We start from the raw sequence: 20,736 nt of genomic DNA, 5'->3' as shown, positions 1-20,736 counted from the left end.
TAGCCCTTGGGGGTGTAGACGCTTTATATTGTGGCGTCTCGTATGAGCAACTCGCAGGGGTTCCTGGGGGGACCATACTTCAGCCGGGCTATCGCTTGGTGCCATCTAGCCCTGGCCTTGTTGAACTGCATCTTCACAAGCCTTCTAGCGGTTCCCCTTCTCAGGGCGGCCGGCATCCTCACCAGCAGGCCCAGGAGTGGCCTGACGACGTTTATGAAGGGCTTCACAACGCCCTGGTAGTCTCTGACCGCATCCTCCCTATAGTCCTCCACTAGGCCTAGCAGGCGGTAGGCCTCGTAGACCGCTCTAGGATCGCCGTGTAGAAACGGGTTGTCGCCTCCATAGTGGAGGCATCCCGTCTCTACTATCCTATACTCCCAGCCACGGCACGTCATGTTCCAGTAGATCCACGCGTCCTCGTAGGCGTGGAGGGTTTCCGGTATGGGTGGTATCTCCATTAATGCCTCCCTCCTCAGTAGCGTATCGTGGAGCCCACCCCTCACCTTGAACCCCTTGATCTTCTTCTCTAGATTCCTCTCGGGTTCTAGGAGGTCTCGGTTGACCCCCCATATGATCCCCACCCGGTCCTCTGAGACGTATCTCTTCGCCTCACTCCACCAGCCCTCAAGTAGTACGGCGTCGTCGTCTAGAAACATTAGCCATTCACCAGTATATTCCTCTAGGAATAAGTCTATAGCAGTCTGCCTAGCGGTCGCCCGCGTCACCACTCCACGGCCGGCCCTAGACCTTGTTACGAAGACCTCTTTCCCATGCTCTCCAGCCCAGGCTCTTATAAAGTCGCCGGTCCCATCGTATCCGTCATCGACTACGATCATGGCGTCGTAGGGGACTTGGAGGGAGGACTCCAAGACCCTCTCCAGCAGCCTTCTACCGCGCCGTCTGATGCTGTTATAGGTGATCATGGATAGCACGATTCTCTGCAATTATCCTCCTAACCCTCTGAACAACATGAATGGGGGCATTAATAAAATCACTGACGAGAACCTAAACCAGTGAACACCCATGGAAGACTAGCCCCCGGGAGGTACCGCTAGACACTGACCGTCTAGAGGGTGTAGGCTTGCAGCACAGGATGCTCGTGGCACACCACAGCTTTCACCACGGAGGCGAGACCCATCTAGTCAACAACGTTATACGAGCCCTATGCGAAACCGGTTTCGAGGTGCCGTTAATCGTGACGGCTACGAAACCCTCCAGGGAGGCAACAAGGTTTCTCAGGGGCACCTGTGTAGGCGGCGTATCCTACATGATCCCAGTCGCGACTAAGACCTTCTTCTTCTACCAGAGGCTCCTGCTCAGATGGGGGCTGAAGAGGATCCTAGGCGCTGGAACTCCTCCAGCGGATCTAGTGTTCATAGACAATCCCTTCTACAAGAACCTAGGCAAGACGGTGGCCGGTATAGTGGAGTACGTGCACTTCCCTCTCGAAACCCTACTACCAGAGAACTACAAGATGCTCCCTCCAGAGGCGAGGAGGGAGATAGAACCCTACTTCAGGAAATACAGGAAGTCTCGTATAGGTAGGATATACCTTGGAGCCTTCACGCGGCTAGCCAAGAGATACATGCGAGGCGATCCACACTCCGAGGCAAGCCTCCTACTGGCCAACTCGACCTGGACCAACCGCCTGTTAGAGATGCTCTACGGCCGGGGAGGCATAGTCCTCCATCCGCCCATCGACTACGGATACATAAGCCGCTTCCGGAGCCGCAGCAGGGAGAGATACGTGGTCTCTATAGGCAGGATAAGCCCTGAGAAGAGGTTCGAGGACATAATCAAGGCTGTCAGCCTAATAGAGGGTGAGAGGCCCGGGGTCAGGATAATCGGATCCTACGCGAGGAGCAACAGATGGTACCTGGAGAAGCTGCTGAGAACCGCCAAGAAGTACAATGTAGATCTAGACGTCAAGCTAAACCCCTCCTACGACCAGCTGCTCAAGCTAGTGGGCAGGAGCCTAGTCTACGTGCACTCAGCGATAGGTGAGCACTTCGGGATAACGATCCTCGAAGCCATGGCACTGGGCCTCCCGGTGGTCGTACACAGGAGCGGCGGCGCCTATCACGACATAATCGATAGAGACGTCTATGGTCTATCCTACGAGACCCTAGGGGAGCTGGCCAGCAACCTACGGGTCCTACTAGAGGATGAAGAGGCCTACAAGAGGTATTCCACGCTCAGCATTTCACGGGCTAGAGAATACGACTACCGGGTGTTCCGCGAGAGGTTGGCTGGCTTACTTGAGGGCTTATAGAGGCCAGAGGCCTCGCTGTCCTCGGCGTCCCTTGCCTCCGCTAGGTATTTCGCTATAACTGGCAGCCCTATCACGTCGGTCCCCGTGAATAGTATACGCGCTAGGAATGCGAAGGCCACCGCCTCGTTCACAGGGATGTTGTATAATGCTACTGCTAGGGCCGCATAGCCGGTCTCCTGTAGACCCAGCCCGGCTATCGTGTAGGGGGCGTAGATGAATAGCGGCGTTATCGAGGCTATGAATATGAAGTCTAGGATCCTCAGGTCGTAGGCCGGATTTACGGATTTTAGCACGGCCATGGTAGCTAGCCCGTTTACTATCACGGAGGCTATTATCATTATGGACGAGTAGACGAGGTATCTCCTGTCTAGGTATTCCTTGTCTATCTTGACGTTCCCGGCAAGGCTGAGCGCCTTCTCTCCTATATACGGTAGTTTCCCTAGCAGGGATAGTACCCTCTTGTTGTTGAATAGCACCACGTAGAGTGCGAGGGCTATGAGGAGCAGCATGAATACTCCAATCACCGAGGAGTATATTATGACCCGGCTCAGTATGCTGTCATAGAATTTGATCCTCCAGACAATGTATACCGCGGCCAGCGAGCCTATCAGGGCCTTGGTAAGGGAATTCACAATACCAACCAGAAAGACCCCTGATATCCCCCTCTCCAGGCTGGTAGCGCTCATCTTCGACAGGAAATAGGGCGTGGTGAAGTACCCTGACCTCATCGGCGTTATATCGCTCAGCAGTTGCCCGGCGAAGCTTGCCATCACAACCTTCAATGCGGGGGGACGCTCACCGGAGCTGGCTATCGAGAACTGTAGGGCCAGTGCTACGAATATGGAGGCTAGTATGTAGAGGAGTATCGAGGAGAGAAAGTACTTGGCGTTTATGCGGGAGAGGGTCGCGGCGATCTCGTGGGGATCGCCGATCTTGTAGAGGATTATGAGGATTATGAGGCTGACTATGAGGTATTTTACGTTAAGCTTAACGCCGCTGGCATTCACCCGCTTCTCCTCCTCCAGGCCTCGAACCGGATCTTTACGAGGGCCTTGGCCTGCCTAAAGGCTATGCCGGGGATCTTGGATGGCTTGTAGACTCTCGTATCGCCTGTGGGCCTTGGCCTGTGTTCTATTGGGATCTCTATGGTCTTGTATCCTTTGAGGTGGGCTTTTATGGTGAACTCGGTCCAGAAGCTCTCGACCATGTATTTGAACTCTGAGGCTACATCCCGGGCTACGGTGGTCTTCGCGAGTCTAAAGGGCGATGTTATATCCTTCACGTACCATAGCCAGAAGGCTATCTTAGACATGGACTGGAATGTGGCTGACATTAGTTTGCGGAACCAGTTATCGTTGCGTTTAACTCTCCTGCCAACGACTATATCGTACTTGTCCTTGTACTCCCAGAGCTTCCAGAAGTCGTCTGGGTTGTACTGGCCGTCGCTGTCCATGAACAACACGTATGGCGCCCTCACGTGTTTCAACCCGTCTATTATGCCGTAGGCGTAACCCTTCCTCTCGTCAGATAGTATCGCCCTTAATGGTATCTCTCGGCTCAACTGTTTTACCACGTCCTTGGTCCCATCGGTACTCCCGTCTTCGCTAATCACTATCTCCCCGTCTATCTTGGAGAGGATTTTCTCATGGATCTCGGCGACTACGTCGGCTATGAGGTCGGCTTCGTTGTGGACGGGGAGCAGGACTGAGACCAGGGGCCTCTCCACGTTGACGGTGTCAATTATCTCTTCGCTAGCCATCGGGTCTCTCCCGCAGGGTCCCTCTCTATCTCTCCCTCTCCATCAGGATCTTCTCATCGACATACCCCTTCCTCTCATGGGTCTTCACATACCACTCTATAGTCCTTCTAAGCCCCTCCTCCAGCGTCACCTTCGGCTCATACCCGATCAATCTCCTGGCCTTGGTTATGTCGAGCCCCCTGCTTATCACCCCTACAGGCTTGCTCTTGTCGAATACCAGCTTGTTGGGGCGCCAGCCCATTATCTTGAATATCAGCTCCGCTATGTCCTTGATCTTGTACTTGACTCCTGTACCCAGGTTCAGGGGTGTTCCATCGTCTATCTTCTCGGCGGCGAGTATGAGGCCATTCACGATGTCGGAGACGTATGTGAAGTCCCTCTCTTGTTCTCCATCGCCCCAGATTATGTAGGGGTCCATGCGCTCGAAGGCCTTGTAGATTAGGGCTATTATGGCGTGTGTCTCGTTCTCCCTAGGCCCGTACACCGTTACGAAGCGGAGGTTGGCGCCTTTCAGCCCGTATTGTTTTATGAATGCTATCAGCTGTGCCTCCCCCATGAGCTTAGACCAGCCATACAGCTCGTCGGCGCTGAGGTAATCGTCTAGCTTGAAGGGGTCACTGTCCTCCTCCTTAATCAGATAATCACGGTACTCGTCTGTCTGTAGCTTGGGCGGATAGACGCAGGCGCTGCTCGCGTAGACGACTTTCTCGACACCAGCCTTTAGGCTCGCCTCGAAGGTGCGATGGTCTATGGCGAATATCGAGGCTACATCTGCTGGATGTGTCGCTATATATCCCCTCCCACCGTGTACGGCTGCTAGATGGAATACTATTTCATTGTCTTTTAGCACTTTGACTATCTTGTCGAACTCATCGTACTCCAGGTCCATCTTGATTATGTCGATTTTATCCTTGCTCTCAGCGAGGTTCTCCATTTTACCACTGCTGAAATTGTCGATGACCGTCACCTTTGCTCCTAGCTCTACGAGCTTGTCGACGAGGTGGCTTCCAATGAAGCTTGCGCCGCCAGTCACTACGACCGGCTTCTCGACCCAGTATTTCTCGTTGAACACTATAGGGCACCTGGTAGATTATTCCTGTGTTACCTCTCATTCCCAGCCCCTGTTATAAAACTTTATCAATTAACTAGTATCTAGTAAAATATAATAAGATATTCATATAAATACTCGTCAAGCCGTGCCAAGATACATATCCCTGGAGCCGCAACATTACGCGTCAATACTAGACAATTAAACTAATACCCGGGCCATAACGACGCCCCGGTGAAGGATTTATTGCCAAAATGGATGACAGAACAAGAGCACTACACCATAAAAACCCGCGGAATAATACCGAAAGAGGGCGGCATCCTGGGAGTCTGGATATCCAGCCTAACATACGGCATAATACTATCAATAAAATACATAGATAACCCATACCTCCTAGCAGCTTTGATAGGGGCAATAGCAGCGCTACCAGCAACAGGATTAGCACTAAACAGGAAACCCGGGAGGGAGAGAGCAAAGATAATCATCCCCATAGGAATACTCTTCCTACCACTCGTCCTAGACACACTCCCGGGCTCCATCTACTACCTCATCCCAACAATCACACTATTGGTAGGAGCTGCGATAGCAACAGGGCTATCACTCATACTAATAGGGGGACCACTCGTATCGGCCGTGGGAGGCGCACTAGCCCTCGCAAGCGGCAACCCCATCTACCCACTCCTACCACTCACATACTCCCTCATGACAGTAGCACTAGCGGGAGCAAGGGTAACCGGGAGGTACAAGGAGCTAACGCTTACAGCCTCGCTGGGCGGCGTAGGAGTAGTCATAGCAGCACTCACCCTCTCAAACACCTGCACAGCCTCCTCAGCAATCCTAATACTAGACGTGCTATTGAGGCTAGCAATGATACCAGCCGGCCTGTACGAGAGGCTTAGCTTAAAGCAATACGGGTTCCACGAACTCTTCCGGAGCCTGCTAGTCCTCGGAGCCGTAGCTGTACCCTGCACCTAGCCCCCTGAGAGGGCTTCTTGTGCCTCCTCAAGGCTAACCCTAGCTCTATGCCTCTCAACCATCTTCAAATGCTCCGCATCGCCAGCCGACCCCTTAAGCCTCCTGGACAGGTTGGATATGGTCTCCTCGTGCCCGTAGACTATTAGCTCGTCGCCCGGCTTGATCACGGTCTCCGGGCCCGGCGCTCCTATATAGACTATGCCACCATCCCTGCCACGCCTGTAGATTCCGAGGACTACCACGCCCTCATCCCTGAGCCTCGTCTCCCTCAGCCTCTTCCCTGCCAGCCAACTGTCCTCGCTTACCGTGAAGCTCGCTATCGTGTAGCCGTGGCCGACTCCGAGGAGGGACTCATAGTCGACAACCCTTATACTGGTGAACCTATCCAACCCCCACTCTATGACCCTACCAACAACCTTGTCTATCTTCTCGCTAGAAGCAAATACATACAAGGCCAGTAGCCCCGCGGAGAGCACGAGTAGCCGTGCAATGGCAGTCTCCCTGGTCTGCCCGATGAACGTTAGTATTAGCGTGGCGAGCACGCCGGTGAACCCGGCGCTTCCCAGGAGTATCAGGATCCTGATTATCCTCCTCCTGACCGGGTGGTTCACTACGTACTCCGACTCGCTCGTCGTGAACCCCACTCCCGAGAAGGCGGACTGGGCCTGGAAGCTCGCCACGTCCTTCGGGAGCCCGGTCCTCTTCAAAGCAGCGGTGGCAATCTTATTTATTATTATACTTACCAGTATTATCGTTAGTAGCGTGATTAACGCCTCCACCGGCCATACTCCCTAATAGACTACAGGATAGTATGCAGTGGATATAACCATATGGTACAAGGCTGATAGGACACGCTGGGGGCATAGTGAAAGATTGAATAGTACAACGCAACCACCATACACTCCCAGGTGCACAGGACAGTGATTCCGATAAGGGAACAATACCTCTCCTGGCCAAGCCAGCTAACAGAAACCTATTCTAAAGCTCTAGAAGCACGGCAGGGCAGTGTAGACCTGGGAGAACACCGGCTGGTCCTCGGATGTGGTATGGGCGGCTCCGGCTTCTCCCTCTACGCCATAAAACCGCTCATGGAGGAAGCGAAGCCCTACATAGTAGAGCGCTCCGACCGCCTCCCAAGCTATGTAAACGATAGGGACCTGGTAGTCGGCGTAAGCTACTCTGGGGAGACCTACGAGACAATATCATGCGTGAGGAAGGCCTTAGAGAAGGGGGCGAAGACGGCGATCGTAGCGGGCAGGGACAGCACCCTATACAACCTCGGGGTCAAGAACAAGAGCGCTATAGTCGGTATAGAGAAGAAGGGGCACCCCAGGTCAAGCCTGGCATCACTGGTAGGAGGACTACTAGCCCTCCTCCTAGGCGATACTGTAAAGGACCAGGTAGACGTGATAGCGGGCCAGCTGCGAGTCGGGAAGGCGGAAGAGATAGCCGGGGAGGTGGCAGGGCTAATATGGAACCAGGGGGACCCCCTAACACCCATAATAGCGTCGTGCGGCCCCCTCGGGTTCGTTGCAGAGCGGTGGGCCACGGAGCTCGCCGAGAACGCGAAGCACCCAGCTCTAGTCGAGATCTTCCCAGAGGCTGGCCACAACGCGGTGGCCAGGTGGTATTATACTCGCGGTAGATATGCGACCATATACATAGATCTTAGCCAGGACAGGCTCTGTAGGCTCGTCAAGGCCCACATAGAGGAGCACTACTCGTCCATCGGCCCGGTAAAGGTGGTAGACGCCACGGCAGAGGCCGCCAGCCACCCGCTGGCCGGAGTGCTCTACTCGGCCCTAATAGCGGGGCTGGCCAGCGTGAGGCTGGCAGAGTACATGGGCCGGGATCCCGAGGTGATCGAGGGCATAAGCCTCTACAAGAAGTCAGTGACTGGGAGGCTAGCGTAGCGTGTAGGGAGTTGGTTGATGGTTAGGAAGGCCGACCTAGTAACCCTATCATCGGCATCCACCACCACGCTAGCCCTCGGGCTAGCAGTAGAGGGCCATATCACCCTGGCAATCCGCCTGCTCTTCCTCTCCTACACCCTAGACGTTGTAGATGGGATCGTGGCCAGGTACGAGGGGCCCACCAGGGAGGGCTTCCTTCTGGACAGGGCAGTGGACAGGTACAGCCAGGTCGTAGCCCCCTCTCTACTACTGCTCTCGCTAACTGGGGCTAGCCCGCCCTACATAGCCTACGCGATGCTGCTAGTACCCTTGGGATTCTACAGGCTGGTCTATAGGCAGGTCCATGGGAGGGAGTACTTCAGCGGCCTACCCTTCATAGCACACGCGCTGTACATACTCTTCACCATAGTCTCCGGAGGGACCCCCCACCCGATACCCCTCCTGCTACTACTAGCGGCTACAGCCGCGCCAATACCCTACTACAGGAGGCCCCTGCGAGGCCGAGCCACGGACTCTACATTCAAGTACAGGCAACTACTCTACGACGTAGCCCGCATATCATTCATGACACTATTCATAATAACACCATACAACTGGCTAGTCAGGGCGCTCGCCCAGCTACTAGCCTACACGATACTCCTCTACACCCTAACAGGCTACATACCAGTAATCGTAGCAAAGAAACACACAATCACGACACGGAAACAGAGCCACAAAACAAACAACATGAACATCAATAACATCAATGATCTAGTAGCTACAGAACCCCGGGGAAACCGCTGACGACCTCGGAACGCCTCTCCCACAATCATAACTGTGACAAGGCATGCAGCAAGTACCCGATAGGGCTACCATAGAATATACCTGTACAGGCCGTGGCATGATTGCCGGGCCTTAGCACCTCAACGCCAACAACTATTTCGACAGGGTCTACACGTCTTGCTAGTGCTCTCCAGTTCTGCTCATAGTTTGTATTCTGATTCTTTCTAGATCGTTATACTTTGCAAAACATATATGCTCTGTATGCATTGCATATTAAGTGGGCGTGGCTATTGTCGGAGTATACGAGTATAAGAGTCCGGAAGGAAACGAAGAAACTCCTTGAGAGGGTCCTTATAGATTTCGAAGCTATGCTAGGGAGGAGACTGGACTACGATGAATTAATACGTATCCTAGCCATGCGGGCACAGTCTAAGCCGCAACTCCTAAAACTCCTTCTAGAGAACCCCGTTAAAGAACACAACACTGATACGGCACAACGCCTTTTAGCGAGCGAGAGGAGGAGGGATACAAGGTTTTGAACTCCCCACAAAAGGCGTATATCTTAGACGCGAGTGTCTTGATCGAAGTATTAGCTGGGAGCGATATAGTCAAGGACTTAGTGAACTCAATAATTACAGGGAGTATCGACGCGTACGCGACGAGGCTTGGCCTAACCGAGGCCTTATATGTGACTTGTAGATTGTGGGGCTCGGAAAAGGCGTTGGAAAGGATGCAGATCCTAATAGATTCAAGGACGCTCACAATCATAGAGGACGAGAAGATCTGGGAGCACGCGGCAAAATGTAAGTGTCAAATACCGATAAGCCTAGGAGGCTGTTACACGCTAGCAGCGGCAAAGAAGTACGGCCTGAGTCCTCTATTCTTGAGGGCAGAAAGGGAATTGCAGAGAAATAAGGAAAGAATTAGAGAATGGCTGGGAAAGGAACCGGAGTATTTAGCTACAATGCTCTAAAGCGGTGATAGGCTCGGGTTCTCGCTGATGGATCCACCAATGCGTTAGAGGGTGAGTAGTATACCTCCTGTTAGGGATCCTTGATTATTTGCTTGGCGTCTTCAATAAAGGCGTCTACCGAGGGGTTGAAAAGCGGCGTTATTTTATCGTCTTCGTGTTTATGGTGTGGAAATGTTTCGATATGGGGGTGATGGGGAGCGTTATCGTACCTGAGAATAACTTTTCCGCCGTAAAGCAGTGTGTACGAGTATTTTATGACTGATCCTCCTAAGATAAGCTCCGCCGTAAAGACTCTGAAATCCTGTTTTGTTGCATTTAACTTGAAGTAGCCTTCTATACTCGTGGGACCAGGCCTGTAGGCTGCGAGGATAATGCTTTGGAATCCTAGTGTTCGTAGCTTACCTGTGATATAGGCTATTCGGTCAGCTAGTCTAGTTGGCATTATTTCACTCTCTTTTGCTCGGTTTAAGCTTCTTTTCGAGTTCCACTTCAAGCCTGTTTAACTCCTCTATGAGCCCATACCATATCATGAAATCCCCGTGTACCTCTGGGTCTAAGGGCTCGGGGAGTAGCCCTTTACTCCACTTCTCATAGAAATCTCTACTATCGATACCATATTTTTTCTCAAATTTTTTTGTTTCTTCTATGAGCCATCTTCTCCTTAAGACAAGTTCTTCGACAGTGCTTATTGTGGATCCCACCTAGTAGCCCCCTATAGAGAATACTACTCGGAGGATCTTAAATGATATGGCTATATGACTATTTTTGGCTCTTGGATTCCCTCTTATAGGCTTGCCTGGGAGGTCTAGTGTTGCTTGCCCTAGGGACCTTCGGATTTTTTGTGGTTGAGGGTGTGAGGGTAGGTTATGCAGGTATATTTAATTATTAATAATTTTATATAGTTAAAAATGAATGCTGCGGTTATCCAGTTTTCCCCGTTTTAGGAGATCGATGCTTGGATCTGGGGTAGGCTTATGAAGTAGGCTAGGAATATCAGGGCTATGAGGACTATAACCCAGTTGAGCTCCCTCCACCTCCCGCTCGCCGCCTTCAACACCACATAGCTTATGAAGCCTAGCGCCATACCGTCCGCTATGCTGAACGTGAAGGGTATACCGGCTATCGTTAGGAAGGCCGGTATCGCCTCCGTAGGGTCCCTCAAGTCAATCCTATTGATCGCCTGGGCCATGAGGAGCCCCACAATTATCAACGCGGGGGCCGTCGCGTATTTCGGGGTTGCAACGAAGAATGGCGCGAAGAAGAGTCCCAGGAGGAAGAGCAGGCCAACCACGACCGCGGTCAGCCCGGTCCTGCCACCCTCCTCTACCCCGGCCGCGCTCTCAATGTACGTGGTCACAGTGCTAGTGCCGAGCAAGGCCCCTATAGTGGTCCCGGTGGCGTCTGTGAGCAGCATCCGCCCGAGCCCCTTGATCCTGCCCCTCTCGTCCATCAGCCCGGCTATCGCTGATAGCCCAGTGACTGTCCCCAGGGTGTCGAAGAAATCTACCATGAAGAATGTGAATATGATCGCCACCATGGTGGCGAGCCCTAGATCCAGGAGGCCGGGAAGGTCTAGTTTGAAGGCCGCACTGAAGCTAGGCAGGGCCACCAGATGCTCCGGGGGTTTCGAGACCCCCGTGATCCAGCTAGCTATCGCGGCCGTTATAATCGACAGTAGGAGGGCCCCCGGTACCCGGAGGGCCATTAGGGCTCCGGCCACGAGGAGGAATACGAGTGCTATGATGGGGCCAGGCTTTGTGAAGGCCTCTATGTTGAGTCCTATGAATGTAGCCGGGTTACCGGTTACCAGCCCAGCGTTCTCGAAGCCGATTAGTGTTAGGAACAGGCCTATCCCCGCGGCTATAGAGTACTTGAGCCCTGGAGGTATGGCGTTCGCCACAGCCTCCCGGGCCCTGGTGACGGAGAGGAGTATGAATACCAGGCCCTCTATGAAGACCGCCGCCAGGGCTATACGCCAGGGCTCGGTAGACGATATGCCCCTGGCCGCGAGTATGGTTGCTATGAAGGGCACGACGCTATAGGCGAAGTAGGCGTTGAGCCCCATGCCCGGCGCCAGCGCGTAGGGCGCGTTGGCGTATAGCCCCATCATGAGGGTCGCCAGGGCCGAGGAGAGAGCGGTGGCTGCGACCACGCCCTCCTTGGGGACACCGCCATCCCCCAGGATTATGGGGTTCACTAGCAGTATGTAGGCCATTGTCATGAAGGTGGTTAGGCCGGCTATGACCTCGATCCGTATGCTTGAGCCTCTCTCGCTTATCTTGAAGAAGGAGTCAAGCCTTGAGGCTAGGCTCATAATGATCCCCCGTTTGAAACAAACGGGTAAAATGTTTAAATACTAGGCTTTCTCACATGAGATTATCTTTAATTAACTATTGAAAACTAGTCACCATGGTAGACTTACTTAAAACTGTTACTGGGTTCCTGTATATGCACGGTATTACCTGGGAGGGACAAGCCGTGCCTAGAACAGTACTCCAGGCTCCCGGGCAGGGGCCTAGGCTCGGGGGTCGGAGCCGGATCGAGAGCCGTCAGACAGTAGACCCTTGGCGCTAGTTGCTCCTGCTCCCTCCAGTAGCCCTCAAGGACGCCCTTGCCAAGCAGTTTGAGCGCCGCCTTCTTGTATCTCTCGTTGACTGGGGAGGGCTTGGACCTGGCCAGCGGGGTCCCTGGTAGGGGGATGAAGGTGTGGAGCCTCAGCCTAGCACCCATCCCTGCTAGCTCGAACATGACTCTAACGGTCTCCTCTACATCCTCCTCATCCTCGCCTGGCAACGAGAACATTAGATCAACCACTGGGACAAGCCCGTGGTCCAGGACCAGCTTGACGGCCTCCAAGGTGTCCTCAACCGTATGGCCGCGTCCAACCCTCTCAAGCAACTTGTCGGAACCGCTCTGCAGGCCCAGGGAAACCCTCCTATTACCTGCATACCTTCTAACAAGGTCTAGTACCTCTCTAGTCACGTACTCGGGCCTCACCTCGCTGGGGAAGCTTCCGAGGAACGGGACGCCCCCCAGCCTCCTAACACCCTTCAAGAGACCCTCTATAGCGTCGAGGTTGACGTCCCCGGGTCCACGGCTCATATAGGCGAATCCTATGGGTGCTACGAATCTAATCCTCCGGTACCCAGCCTCTATATACCTCTGGGAGGCTTCAAGGGTAGACTCCAGCCCCCTATACCTGACTGATGCTTTGAAGAGCCATGGGACTTGGCAGAACCTGCACCGGTATATGCATCCCCTCATGATCTCTATGGGGGGATAGAGCTGGTGCCTAACATTGTAGGGCGGGTAGTCGTCTAGCCTCACAAGCACCTGCCTAGAGACCCTAAACCCCCCGTCCTCGTCCCTGTAGGCGACGTTGACCGCCTCAGAGGGACCCTCACGCCTCACCAAAGCCTGGAGTAGGCTGGTCAACGCGGCCTCGCCGTCACCCACTACAGCAGCCCACACGCCATCCCTCAGAAGGTGCCAGTAGGCTCCCTCGGCATGAGGTCCCCCCGCCACGACAATATACCTCCCCGCGGCCTCCCGGATTTCACTCCTCAGCTCCAGGTATGAGGGCGAGGAGACGCCGTAGAGTATGACCGGCGTGTACCCTCTTAGCTTATAGGAGCTCGCCTCGCGTAGCGGGTTCCCCTCCACCACCAGGGTTTCCACTTTATCCCCGAGCTCCTCCTCTATGCTCGTGAGCAGGGGTCCGAAGGCGTTTCTAGCCCCGTAGACGGGCCTCGCTATGACCGCAAGCTTCATCCGACACACCCGAGAGGGCTCTCCCCTTCTATGCCCCGGTGATCGTGATCTTGGACCCAGTCCTCACGCTGCAGGACTTGCCGGGATACCGGGATCTTATGTAGCGTTTCGCATCGTCGCCGCTACAGTGGCTCGCGCATATGGGTCCCTCTACTAGCTCGGCTACAGCGTCTATCGCGTCTGCCGGTGGGTTGTGGAAGCCACCGATAACCATGAATAGCTCTTCCTCTACTATGCTGGCGGCTTTCCTGGCTATGTTGTCTATGCCTGGATGGCTGCAGCCCACCACTAGAACCGGCCCCTTCGGGGACTCTACTATGAGGCCTAGCTCGTACAGGTCTAGTCCCCCTACGTAGAGGGGCTCCATTATAGTGTATCCGCCGATGTAGAGTGTCTCGTCGACTGGCACGGGCTCTAGTCCCAGTCTCGCGAGCCTCGGCAGGGGGCCGGGTGGGGTGTATACGGTTAGCCCCTTTCTAGCCATGGCTACGGCTGGGAAGCCTCCGTAGTGATCTCTGTGCCAGTGGCTTAGGACCGCGAAGTCCAGCCTCGACAGGTCGATTCCCAGTGCTCTAGCGTTGTATTCTATGACGGTGTATTTGGTGTCGGCGTCGAACAACACCTCTCTATTATGGGCCTTGATGTATAGGCTCCAGCCCCAGTCGTTGTAGAGCCCAGGACCCGGCTCGTTATCGTTAACCACTACGAGCTCCACTCTACCGGTCATGGTAGATAGGCTCCCCCATGGGTTACGTCTAGCTGGGCCCTGGGCTTCATATATCCATGGGGGCTGTAGAAGCGTCTGGGCTAGGGGACAGGGGAGAGGGAAAAAGATTATTGTTTTAGATGGTTTATGCTTGTTCCTTCTTGAAGAAGTAGACGTAGAAGAAGTAGAAGGTCGACGCTATCAGGAATATCATGAAGAGCGACGTTATGATCTTCACGCCTCCTAGTACTGCTAGCGAGTTGTAGGTCTCCAGGTTCAACGTGTTTGCCAGGTACTGTAGCTGGTCCTTGGGTATCTGTGCTAGTAGGTCCTGGCATGGCTGCGGCGAGCCGAGGCAGGCTATGAAGTAGGGGTACTGGCTGAAGGCGTTGAGCAATTCTCCCAGGGCCACGGTGAGTAGGGCGGCTAGGCCTCCGTAGAGGGCTAGGCTCGCCTTGGACGGCGGTATCTCTCCGCTCTTCAGGTACTTGTACACTACCGCTATCACGTAGATCTGGAAGGCGAAGAACAGCATCTTCAACACGAACAGCCAGCTCAGGTCGTGGGCAATGGCTCCGTCACCGGCCTTCCAGCCGAGCCTGGCGAACACGTTGTTGAACTTGTAGGGTATGTCTTGTAGGCTTATAGCGTACCATAGGCCGAATACAATCATTAGGATTAGACCAGCCGCTATCACCGGCGCCAGGTCCCTGGTCACGACGCCGACCGCCCTCTTGTACTCTGCATCGTTGCTCTTGGCCGCCGAGAATGCTAGGCCTCCGGCCACGGCGAAGGCTCCAGCGGTTATCGCGGCGGTCAGGGACTTGAGGTATAGCGGTGGGAAGGTCGGGTTTGTTAGCGCCTTCCCGACGTTGAGGCTCAGCTTTCCGCCCGCCAGTTCGAGGCCTACCGGTATGTTTAGGAATGCGAATACTGATCTGAAGGCGAATGGTATGAGTACCGCTGATAGTCCTAGTAGGAAGCCGAAGAGGTAGTGGGTTCCTCTACTCCATCTATGCCAGCCGTAGTAGAAGCCTGTTATGGAGAAGAAGTGCACTACGATCATTATTATCGCTAGCCCGAAGGGTATCAGTGTGATGTTGCCCGCGAGTCCTAGGAAGTCTGGATAGAAGCTTAGCAGGAATACTGTGAATGCGGTGGCGAAGACCCCGGCGACCCCGTAGGTTGCCGCGTAGAACTTCATAAGCTTGTAGGCGACGGCGTCTAGCGGCTTGTCGCCCTTCTTGTCGACTCTGTATTTGAGTAGTGGCACGTATAGCGCTAGGAATATGCCCAGGTTCACCATGACTATGTGGAAGGAGAATACGAGGGCTAGCCAGAAGGTTGTCCACGTCAACATCACGCCATCACCTCCTCCTCTTCAGGCCTACCAGGCACCCAGAGGAACCTGTACACGCTGTAGCCGAGTGCAGCCAGGACTACGATGAAGAAGAGCGCAACCAGTGCTACGGCGGCGGTGCTCGCTGGGTTGGCGGTGTGGGCTACGTCTGGGGTCATGACTCCGTAGATAGTCCACGGCTTTCTTCCGATCTCCCTGACAGCCCAGCCGAAGTAGCTGACTATCTGGGCCACCACCAGCGCCACCGGCCCTAGTGCTAGTAGCCATCCCGGCACTCCGGAGACGCCGCTCCTCCATAGGTAGAATACTAGTATCAGCGCGTAGAGTCCTAGGAGTACTCCTAGGCCTATCTTGGTGTAGTAGAGGTAGTGTATTATCAGTGGCGGCTTGCAGGTCCCTATTCTGGCCATGTCGTCTCCCAGCGTGGCCTGGCACGCGCAGTAGTTGTCGGGTATCTCATCGTAGCTGGGTAGCGGCGCGTTGGGATCGCCGTATGCCAGGAAGGCGGCCAGCTTCTCTGCTCCCGGCATGAGCTTCGTAAGCGGGGTTATCTTGCTTGTCGTCGCCTCCATGGCCGAGAACTTCTCTGGGTTGTAGTGGGCTATGGACACGCCCATCTCGTGGCCGAAGACGAATCCCTGGAGCGCGATGATTACCAGGGCGAAGACGGCTGCAAACTTGAAGGCCGAGTCTATGTAGTCCTTGTATTCCGGCGACGCCTCCCCGTATCTCTTGATCCTCAGCGCATAGGCTCCTAGCATCGTGAAGGCGCTGACAGTCAACGCTGAGCCTATGACGTGTAGGATCGATGCTGTGTAGACGGGGCTCTTGAAGGTTACGACCTCGACTCCGGCGTACTCTACCGTCCTGACGAGTATCTTATCTACTATAGCCTTGACTGGCACATTCAGTATCTCTGGGTGGGCCTTTACGTAGTCCTTGTTCGCCACCAGCGCTAGTATGCTGTCCTTCACCGTGTGGCCGGACCAGGCCTCGTAGGCTAGGTGTTGTACTATCCTAGACGGCATCTCCACTATGACCGCGTCGCTTAGCTTGCCTTTCACGGTCATGCCAAGGCTCTGTAGCAGTGACACGTTCAGGGCCTCGACTAGGTCGTTGGGGACCACGAGGGTTATCTTCGGGTATCCCTGGTCGTAGAGCCATGCCCCGGTGGATGGGTCGTAGGCTGGCACTATGCCTGTTGGGGCGACCATGTAGCTGTTCACGCTCACGATCATGGCAGCGCTGTACCATGGCCCTATGAAGGAGAGGAGTAGTAGTACTACCATGGCCTTCTTGCCGAACTTCTTCCAGCCATAGAAGGTCAGGTAGACGAATATGACCTCTAGTAGGAAGGCGAATACCTCTGCGTAGAGTGGGAAATAGATGTACCGGCCGGCTGCCTCGGTGAGGTTGGGCCATAGGAGTACTAGTCCGAACTCGCTGGCTGTACCGGTGGCTGCACCGACAGCGAATACTATCACGAAGCCCTTGAAGATGGTGTAGGCAAGCTTCTCCCATTTCTTGTCGCCGGTCTTGAGGTAGACCAGGTATGCTACGAATGCTATGAAGCTCAGCCCTACCACGTACTGGAGTATGGCCCAGTGGACCTCTATACCTATCATGGACAGCACTCTGTCGTGGAACGCTGGATACTTTGCCCACTGGCCTAATAGATCAACCAACGCTGTCACCCGTTAACAACTACTAATTCGAGATCTCTGGTTTTATAATATGGGCGTCAAAGAGAATAAATGACTTCTGTTTGTAATTGTAGAATTATACGAATGGCCGTCGCCGTAGAGTATTATCCGGTTATGGAGGGATTATACGCGAATAGAGGCCAGTCGCACTAGCCCCGCCATCCCCCGGCTAGAAGCCCTACCACCGCGGCCAACATGACAGCCGATAATAGTATAGCCCTGGGCTCCCCGAGAACCCTCACAACGAGGGCCGTTGCTAGGGAGAACACCATTATCAAGAGCGATATCCTCCAGGAGAGCTCCGGGATGCGGGAGGGCATGCCCATAGCCGTCGCTAGGAAGGCCTTGACATCCAACAGGGAGAACAGCATCACAATTACCGCCAAGTCAATGTAGGGACGGGGACCCATCCAAGAGACCAGCGAGGAGACCAGTACAACGAGCAGGGCAGTCCTAAACCCGACCAGGCTACCCAGGAACGCGCCCAGCATAAGCGATACAGCATAGAGTAGCATACCAGTCGTCAAGCCACCCTCTATGGCGCCCGGGAGGTAGAGTATCCTGGCAATGGATAAGACGGCTATCATGAAGGCCGCCAGGCCTCTAAGGTACCCGTTAAAGTACGCCCTAGAGGGACCCTCCAGCAGGGCATCGGCGAATCTATCGATGACCTCAAGGGAGACAGCCGGGACCAGGGGCCTAGACTCGGAGGCCGCAATCAAAGCCGCAACCAATAGTATCGTCGATGCGAGAGCCAGTGGGTGGTAGTGTACAGTGCTAGAAGCCAGGACTAGCCCGGCGTGGACGAGGCCTGGATAGACTCGGGCTTTGAAGATCATCCCGGTTATATCGCCGGCAGGCGCCCCTCGTAGTATGGATGATATGATTGATCCCGTGCCTAGCGCTAGCGCTGCCGTTGAGAGCACGTAGGACGCGGCTAGGAGATAGTCTCCCCCGTTGGCCAGGGATAGTATCAGGGCTATAGCCGAGGAGAGGGAGGAATACGCTATCGTCCTCCGCCTCCCCTCGACGCTACCCGCATTGAGCAAGGCGACCCGGTAGGATATAAACCAGGAGAAGCCCCACAGGGCTACTATCAGCGATATACTCTCGGGCCTGCCCTGGTAGGCCAGCGATACACCGGCCTCGGCCATGCTCCAGGTGTAGAGTAAGAGGCCGATGTATAGAATGTATAGCCAGAGCCTCGCCATCCCATAGCCCCTATCCTATCCTGTATCCCCCTGGCTGGTTACCAGGGATCCCTCCCCCGGAGATCGATGTCGCTCCTCCTGTTAGGTTTCCGTGGATCTAGTGGCTTCGGGCGTGGTGGGTATATATCTCGACCTGCATCCCATCTTCTTGACTGTCGAGTAGAGCTTGGCGATTTCATCGGTTTCACCCTCGACCACGAGCATCTCAACGCACTCCCCCTGCACGTGGGCGTGCAGCCAGGCGTTAATCACCCCCTTATACTCCTCGGCGACCCGCCTAGTCATCCACGAGGAGGGGCATGTAGCAACGATAACGCCGCGGCACCTGTGCGGCACGAGCAGGTGGCTATGATCCTCAAGGTAGTTCCTTATAGCCTCCTCGATCAGCCTACTCCTGTTGACGCCTAGCTTGTCGGAGAGCAAGTCTATGGAGGCTGCCAGGGACTCCTCAAGGCTTATGCCGAACCTCTTCTTAGCCATTAACCCCTCCCCCGCGCCACTGCTATTAGGAAGGCGGTTATCAATATCAAGCCGGTCATAGCCGAGGGGGACTGGTCTAGTAGGATGGCCAGGTGGAGGCCTAGTATGGAGGCTGACAGCGAGACCACCACGCTGGCCGTGAAGGCGCGATAGGCCCCCCTGACAGTGTAGTGGGCTATCAGGCCCGGCAGGAGTATCATGACGTGCTCAAGCACGAAGCCCACGACCCGGACCATTACCGCGGCTATTACAGCTATACTAGTATAGAGGAATAGGTCGTATGCCCACACCCTCATCCCGCTGAGCCTCGCGTCCTCGGGATCCGCCCCCACGTAAAGGACCTCCCTCAGGCTAGACGCAGAGACCAGTAGGAAGACTAGAGCGACGGCGAGGGCTAAGAGCACCTCGCCCCTGCCAGCTAGCAGGGGGTCCCCTATAATCGATGCAATCACCTGGGAAGAGTACGGGTAGCGGGTTAACACTAGGTACGCGGCCAATACTCCCCCGGTCGCCGAGACCCCCACATATATACTGGTGGCCTCGTCAGGGTCCAGGCCCTTGCCTACCAGATACCATGCTATATACACTGTTAGTATGCTGAAGACCAGGGTCCACGCCTCTACGGGGCCCCCAACCGCTATACTGGCCGGTATAGCTAGGCTCGCTGAGAGGAAGGCTCCATGAGGTGATGCAGCTGCTATATACATCAGCCTCCTGGAATAGACTAGTAGGCTGAGGGAGCCGAAGGCCAGGCCGGCCGCGGCCAGGTTCAGCGGCCAGTAGGGATCGTAGACGACGCCGACATATATGCCAGCTATGAGGGAGGCCGCGAGCAGGCCCATAACCATATAGTCGAAGCCCTTCAACTCCTCCCACCTCCGTGCTCGTCGACAATGTGGAAGTGCTTCCCAACCTCGACAACCGCGCCCTCATACACCCTGGCCAGGATCTCCTGCCTGAAGATCTCGCTCGGGGCGCCTATACCATGGATCCTCCTGTTGAGTAGTACGAGGGTCCTCGTATGCTCCATGAGGAGGATCGGATCATGGCTCGTCACAACCACCAGCTTGTCCCTGGCCAGACCAGCCAGTAGCTTCGCGATCTCAGCCTTCCCACCCGGGTCGACCGGGGCCAACGGCTCGTCGAGCAGTAGTATCTCGGGCTCGTGGAGCAGGGTCCTGGCTATGAACACACGCATCAGCTGCCCGCCGCTGAGCTCCCAGAGCCTCTTATCCTGTAGCCTGGGGTCTATTCCAACTATCTCCATGATACCCTTTGTGTGGCGTAGCAGGGAGCCTGTAGGCCTTATCCTAGGCCACTTCCCGCCGAGGAGTATCCTGGTCGCGAGGAAGTCGCCTACGGTCATCGGGTTATAGCGGGAGATAGGGGGCCTCTGGGGTACATAGCCTATGCACCGCCCTGCCAGCTCCGGGCGGCCTGTGACGTTCTCACCGCAAACTATCACGTCGCCCCGAGTCGGCTTTAGTAGCCCAGTGATCACTCTGAGTAGCGTGGTTTTACCGGCTCCGTTCGGCCCCAATAGCTGTACTAGGCCGGGGCCCTCCAGTCGCATGTTAACGTCTTCCAGTATCGTCTCGCCATCTATGCTGTACCATACGTGTCTTACCTCTAAGTCCAATGCGTCGGCCCCCGGTGCACATTATAGGGGTAGATTCAAGGCTAATATGCACGATACCATGTAGACTCCGAGCATACAGTCTTCCGGATATCGTCGAAGATATACTTTAATCCTGCCTTCGTGCACATATAATAATATCTATAGAAGAGATAACGGGGGTAGGT

Annotated in this window: 22 protein-coding genes; 6 read left to right on the top strand and 16 right to left on the bottom strand. The window is 54.9% G+C overall.

Annotated elements, in window-relative coordinates:
* Positions 1-23 precede the first annotated feature (23 nt).
* Entirely contained in the window at positions 24-944 is a 921-nt protein-coding gene (locus F7C38_05935) for a glycosyltransferase (protein ID MCE4601088.1), read from the bottom strand.
* A 137-nt stretch (positions 945-1,081) separates the two neighbouring features.
* Here F7C38_05935 and F7C38_05930 point away from each other — a divergent pair, with 137 nt between their 5' ends.
* Positions 1,082-2,272, top strand: coding sequence for a glycosyltransferase (locus F7C38_05930; protein MCE4601087.1), 1,191 nt, complete (start codon positions 1,082-1,084; stop codon positions 2,270-2,272).
* On the opposite strand, the gene F7C38_05925 is transcribed toward F7C38_05930, so the two are convergent.
* Genes F7C38_05925 through F7C38_05915 form a run of 3 tightly spaced genes read right to left on the bottom strand, consistent with a single transcriptional unit; the run spans position 2,224 to position 5,103 of the window.
* Positions 2,224-3,279 carry a flippase-like domain-containing protein gene (locus tag F7C38_05925; GenBank protein ID MCE4601086.1) on the bottom strand — a complete coding sequence of 352 codons (1,056 nt, stop codon included), beginning with the start codon at positions 3,277-3,279 and terminating at the stop codon, positions 2,224-2,226. The genes F7C38_05930 and F7C38_05925 overlap by 49 nt on opposite strands.
* Positions 3,276-4,031: a glycosyltransferase family 2 protein gene (locus F7C38_05920; GenBank protein ID MCE4601085.1), complete on the bottom strand. Its 756-nt coding sequence runs from the start codon at positions 4,029-4,031 to the stop codon at positions 3,276-3,278. Before F7C38_05920 ends, F7C38_05925 begins: the two co-directional genes overlap by 4 nt.
* A gap of 25 nt (positions 4,032-4,056) precedes the next feature.
* Positions 4,057-5,103, bottom strand: a complete 1,047-nt coding sequence (locus F7C38_05915; protein ID MCE4601084.1) for an NAD-dependent epimerase/dehydratase family protein — start codon at positions 5,101-5,103, stop codon at positions 4,057-4,059.
* Between the two features lie 222 nt (positions 5,104-5,325).
* On the opposite strand from F7C38_05915, the gene F7C38_05910 reads away from it, so the two are divergent.
* Entirely contained in the window at positions 5,326-6,054 is a 729-nt protein-coding gene (locus F7C38_05910) for a hypothetical protein (GenBank protein MCE4601083.1), read from the top strand.
* Here the strand turns inward: F7C38_05910 and F7C38_05905 are convergent.
* Positions 6,051-6,833, bottom strand: coding sequence for a TrkA C-terminal domain-containing protein (locus tag F7C38_05905; GenBank protein ID MCE4601082.1), 783 nt, complete (start codon positions 6,831-6,833; stop codon positions 6,051-6,053). The genes F7C38_05910 and F7C38_05905 overlap by 4 nt on opposite strands.
* Before the next feature lie 141 nt (positions 6,834-6,974).
* On the opposite strand from F7C38_05905, the gene F7C38_05900 reads away from it, so the two are divergent.
* The 4 genes from F7C38_05900 to F7C38_05885 all read left to right on the top strand — a co-directional run bounded on the left by F7C38_05900 (position 6,975) and on the right by F7C38_05885 (position 9,702).
* Entirely contained in the window at positions 6,975-7,967 is a 993-nt protein-coding gene (locus F7C38_05900; protein ID MCE4601081.1) for an SIS domain-containing protein, read from the top strand.
* Between the two features lie 18 nt (positions 7,968-7,985).
* Positions 7,986-8,750, top strand: coding sequence for a hypothetical protein (locus F7C38_05895; protein ID MCE4601080.1), 765 nt, complete (start codon positions 7,986-7,988; stop codon positions 8,748-8,750).
* Positions 8,751-9,019: 269 nt separating this feature from the next.
* The gene (locus F7C38_05890) at positions 9,020-9,268 is read left to right on the top strand and encodes a hypothetical protein (GenBank protein ID MCE4601079.1); all 249 of its coding nucleotides are present in this window, start codon (positions 9,020-9,022) and stop codon (positions 9,266-9,268) included.
* On the top strand, positions 9,265-9,702 hold the full coding sequence (locus tag F7C38_05885; GenBank protein MCE4601078.1) for a PIN domain-containing protein: 438 nt from the start codon (positions 9,265-9,267) through the stop codon (positions 9,700-9,702). Before F7C38_05890 ends, F7C38_05885 begins: the two co-directional genes overlap by 4 nt.
* A gap of 70 nt (positions 9,703-9,772) precedes the next feature.
* Here F7C38_05885 and F7C38_05880 read toward each other — a convergent pair whose 3' ends face one another.
* The 11 genes from F7C38_05880 to F7C38_05830 form a co-directional block, all read right to left on the bottom strand.
* Entirely contained in the window at positions 9,773-10,195 is a 423-nt protein-coding gene (locus F7C38_05880) for a DUF6516 family protein (protein MCE4601077.1), read from the bottom strand.
* Positions 10,149-10,403 carry a hypothetical protein gene (locus F7C38_05875; GenBank protein MCE4601076.1) on the bottom strand — a complete coding sequence of 85 codons (255 nt, stop codon included), beginning with the start codon at positions 10,401-10,403 and terminating at the stop codon, positions 10,149-10,151. The genes F7C38_05880 and F7C38_05875 overlap by 47 nt, the downstream gene beginning before the upstream one ends.
* Before the next feature lie 239 nt (positions 10,404-10,642).
* Entirely contained in the window at positions 10,643-12,016 is a 1,374-nt protein-coding gene (locus F7C38_05870; protein MCE4601075.1) for an NCS2 family permease, read from the bottom strand.
* Between the two features lie 104 nt (positions 12,017-12,120).
* Complete coding sequence (locus F7C38_05865; GenBank protein MCE4601074.1) at positions 12,121-13,473, bottom strand: TIGR04013 family B12-binding domain/radical SAM domain-containing protein; 1,353 nt, start codon at positions 13,471-13,473, stop codon at positions 12,121-12,123.
* Positions 13,474-13,501: 28 nt separating this feature from the next.
* Positions 13,502-14,200 (bottom strand): MBL fold metallo-hydrolase, encoded by a 699-nt coding sequence (locus tag F7C38_05860; protein MCE4601073.1) that lies wholly within the window; start codon positions 14,198-14,200, stop codon positions 13,502-13,504.
* 124 nt (positions 14,201-14,324) lie between these two features.
* The gene (locus F7C38_05855; protein ID MCE4601072.1) at positions 14,325-15,536 is read right to left on the bottom strand and encodes a cytochrome ubiquinol oxidase subunit I; all 1,212 of its coding nucleotides are present in this window, start codon (positions 15,534-15,536) and stop codon (positions 14,325-14,327) included.
* 2 nt (positions 15,537-15,538) lie between these two features.
* Positions 15,539-17,224, bottom strand: a complete 1,686-nt coding sequence (locus F7C38_05850; protein ID MCE4601071.1) for a cytochrome ubiquinol oxidase subunit I — start codon at positions 17,222-17,224, stop codon at positions 15,539-15,541.
* A gap of 167 nt (positions 17,225-17,391) precedes the next feature.
* Entirely contained in the window at positions 17,392-18,453 is a 1,062-nt protein-coding gene (locus tag F7C38_05845; GenBank protein MCE4601070.1) for a hypothetical protein, read from the bottom strand.
* Between the two features lie 81 nt (positions 18,454-18,534).
* Positions 18,535-18,933, bottom strand: coding sequence for a CopG family ribbon-helix-helix protein (locus F7C38_05840; protein ID MCE4601069.1), 399 nt, complete (start codon positions 18,931-18,933; stop codon positions 18,535-18,537).
* A complete protein-coding gene (locus tag F7C38_05835) occupies positions 18,933-19,799 on the bottom strand; it encodes a metal ABC transporter permease (protein MCE4601068.1) in 867 nt (288 codons plus the stop codon). Before F7C38_05835 ends, F7C38_05840 begins: the two co-directional genes overlap by 1 nt.
* On the bottom strand, positions 19,796-20,572 hold the full coding sequence (locus F7C38_05830; GenBank protein MCE4601067.1) for a metal ABC transporter ATP-binding protein: 777 nt from the start codon (positions 20,570-20,572) through the stop codon (positions 19,796-19,798). Before F7C38_05830 ends, F7C38_05835 begins: the two co-directional genes overlap by 4 nt.
* Positions 20,573-20,736 lie beyond the last annotated feature (164 nt).

Origin of the sequence: Candidatus Thermodiscus eudorianus, from assembly GCA_015521085.1 — an archaeon.
GTDB lineage: Archaea > Thermoproteota > Thermoprotei_A > Sulfolobales > Acidilobaceae > Thermodiscus > Thermodiscus eudorianus.
This window is presented reverse-complemented; position numbering and strand designations above follow the sequence as displayed.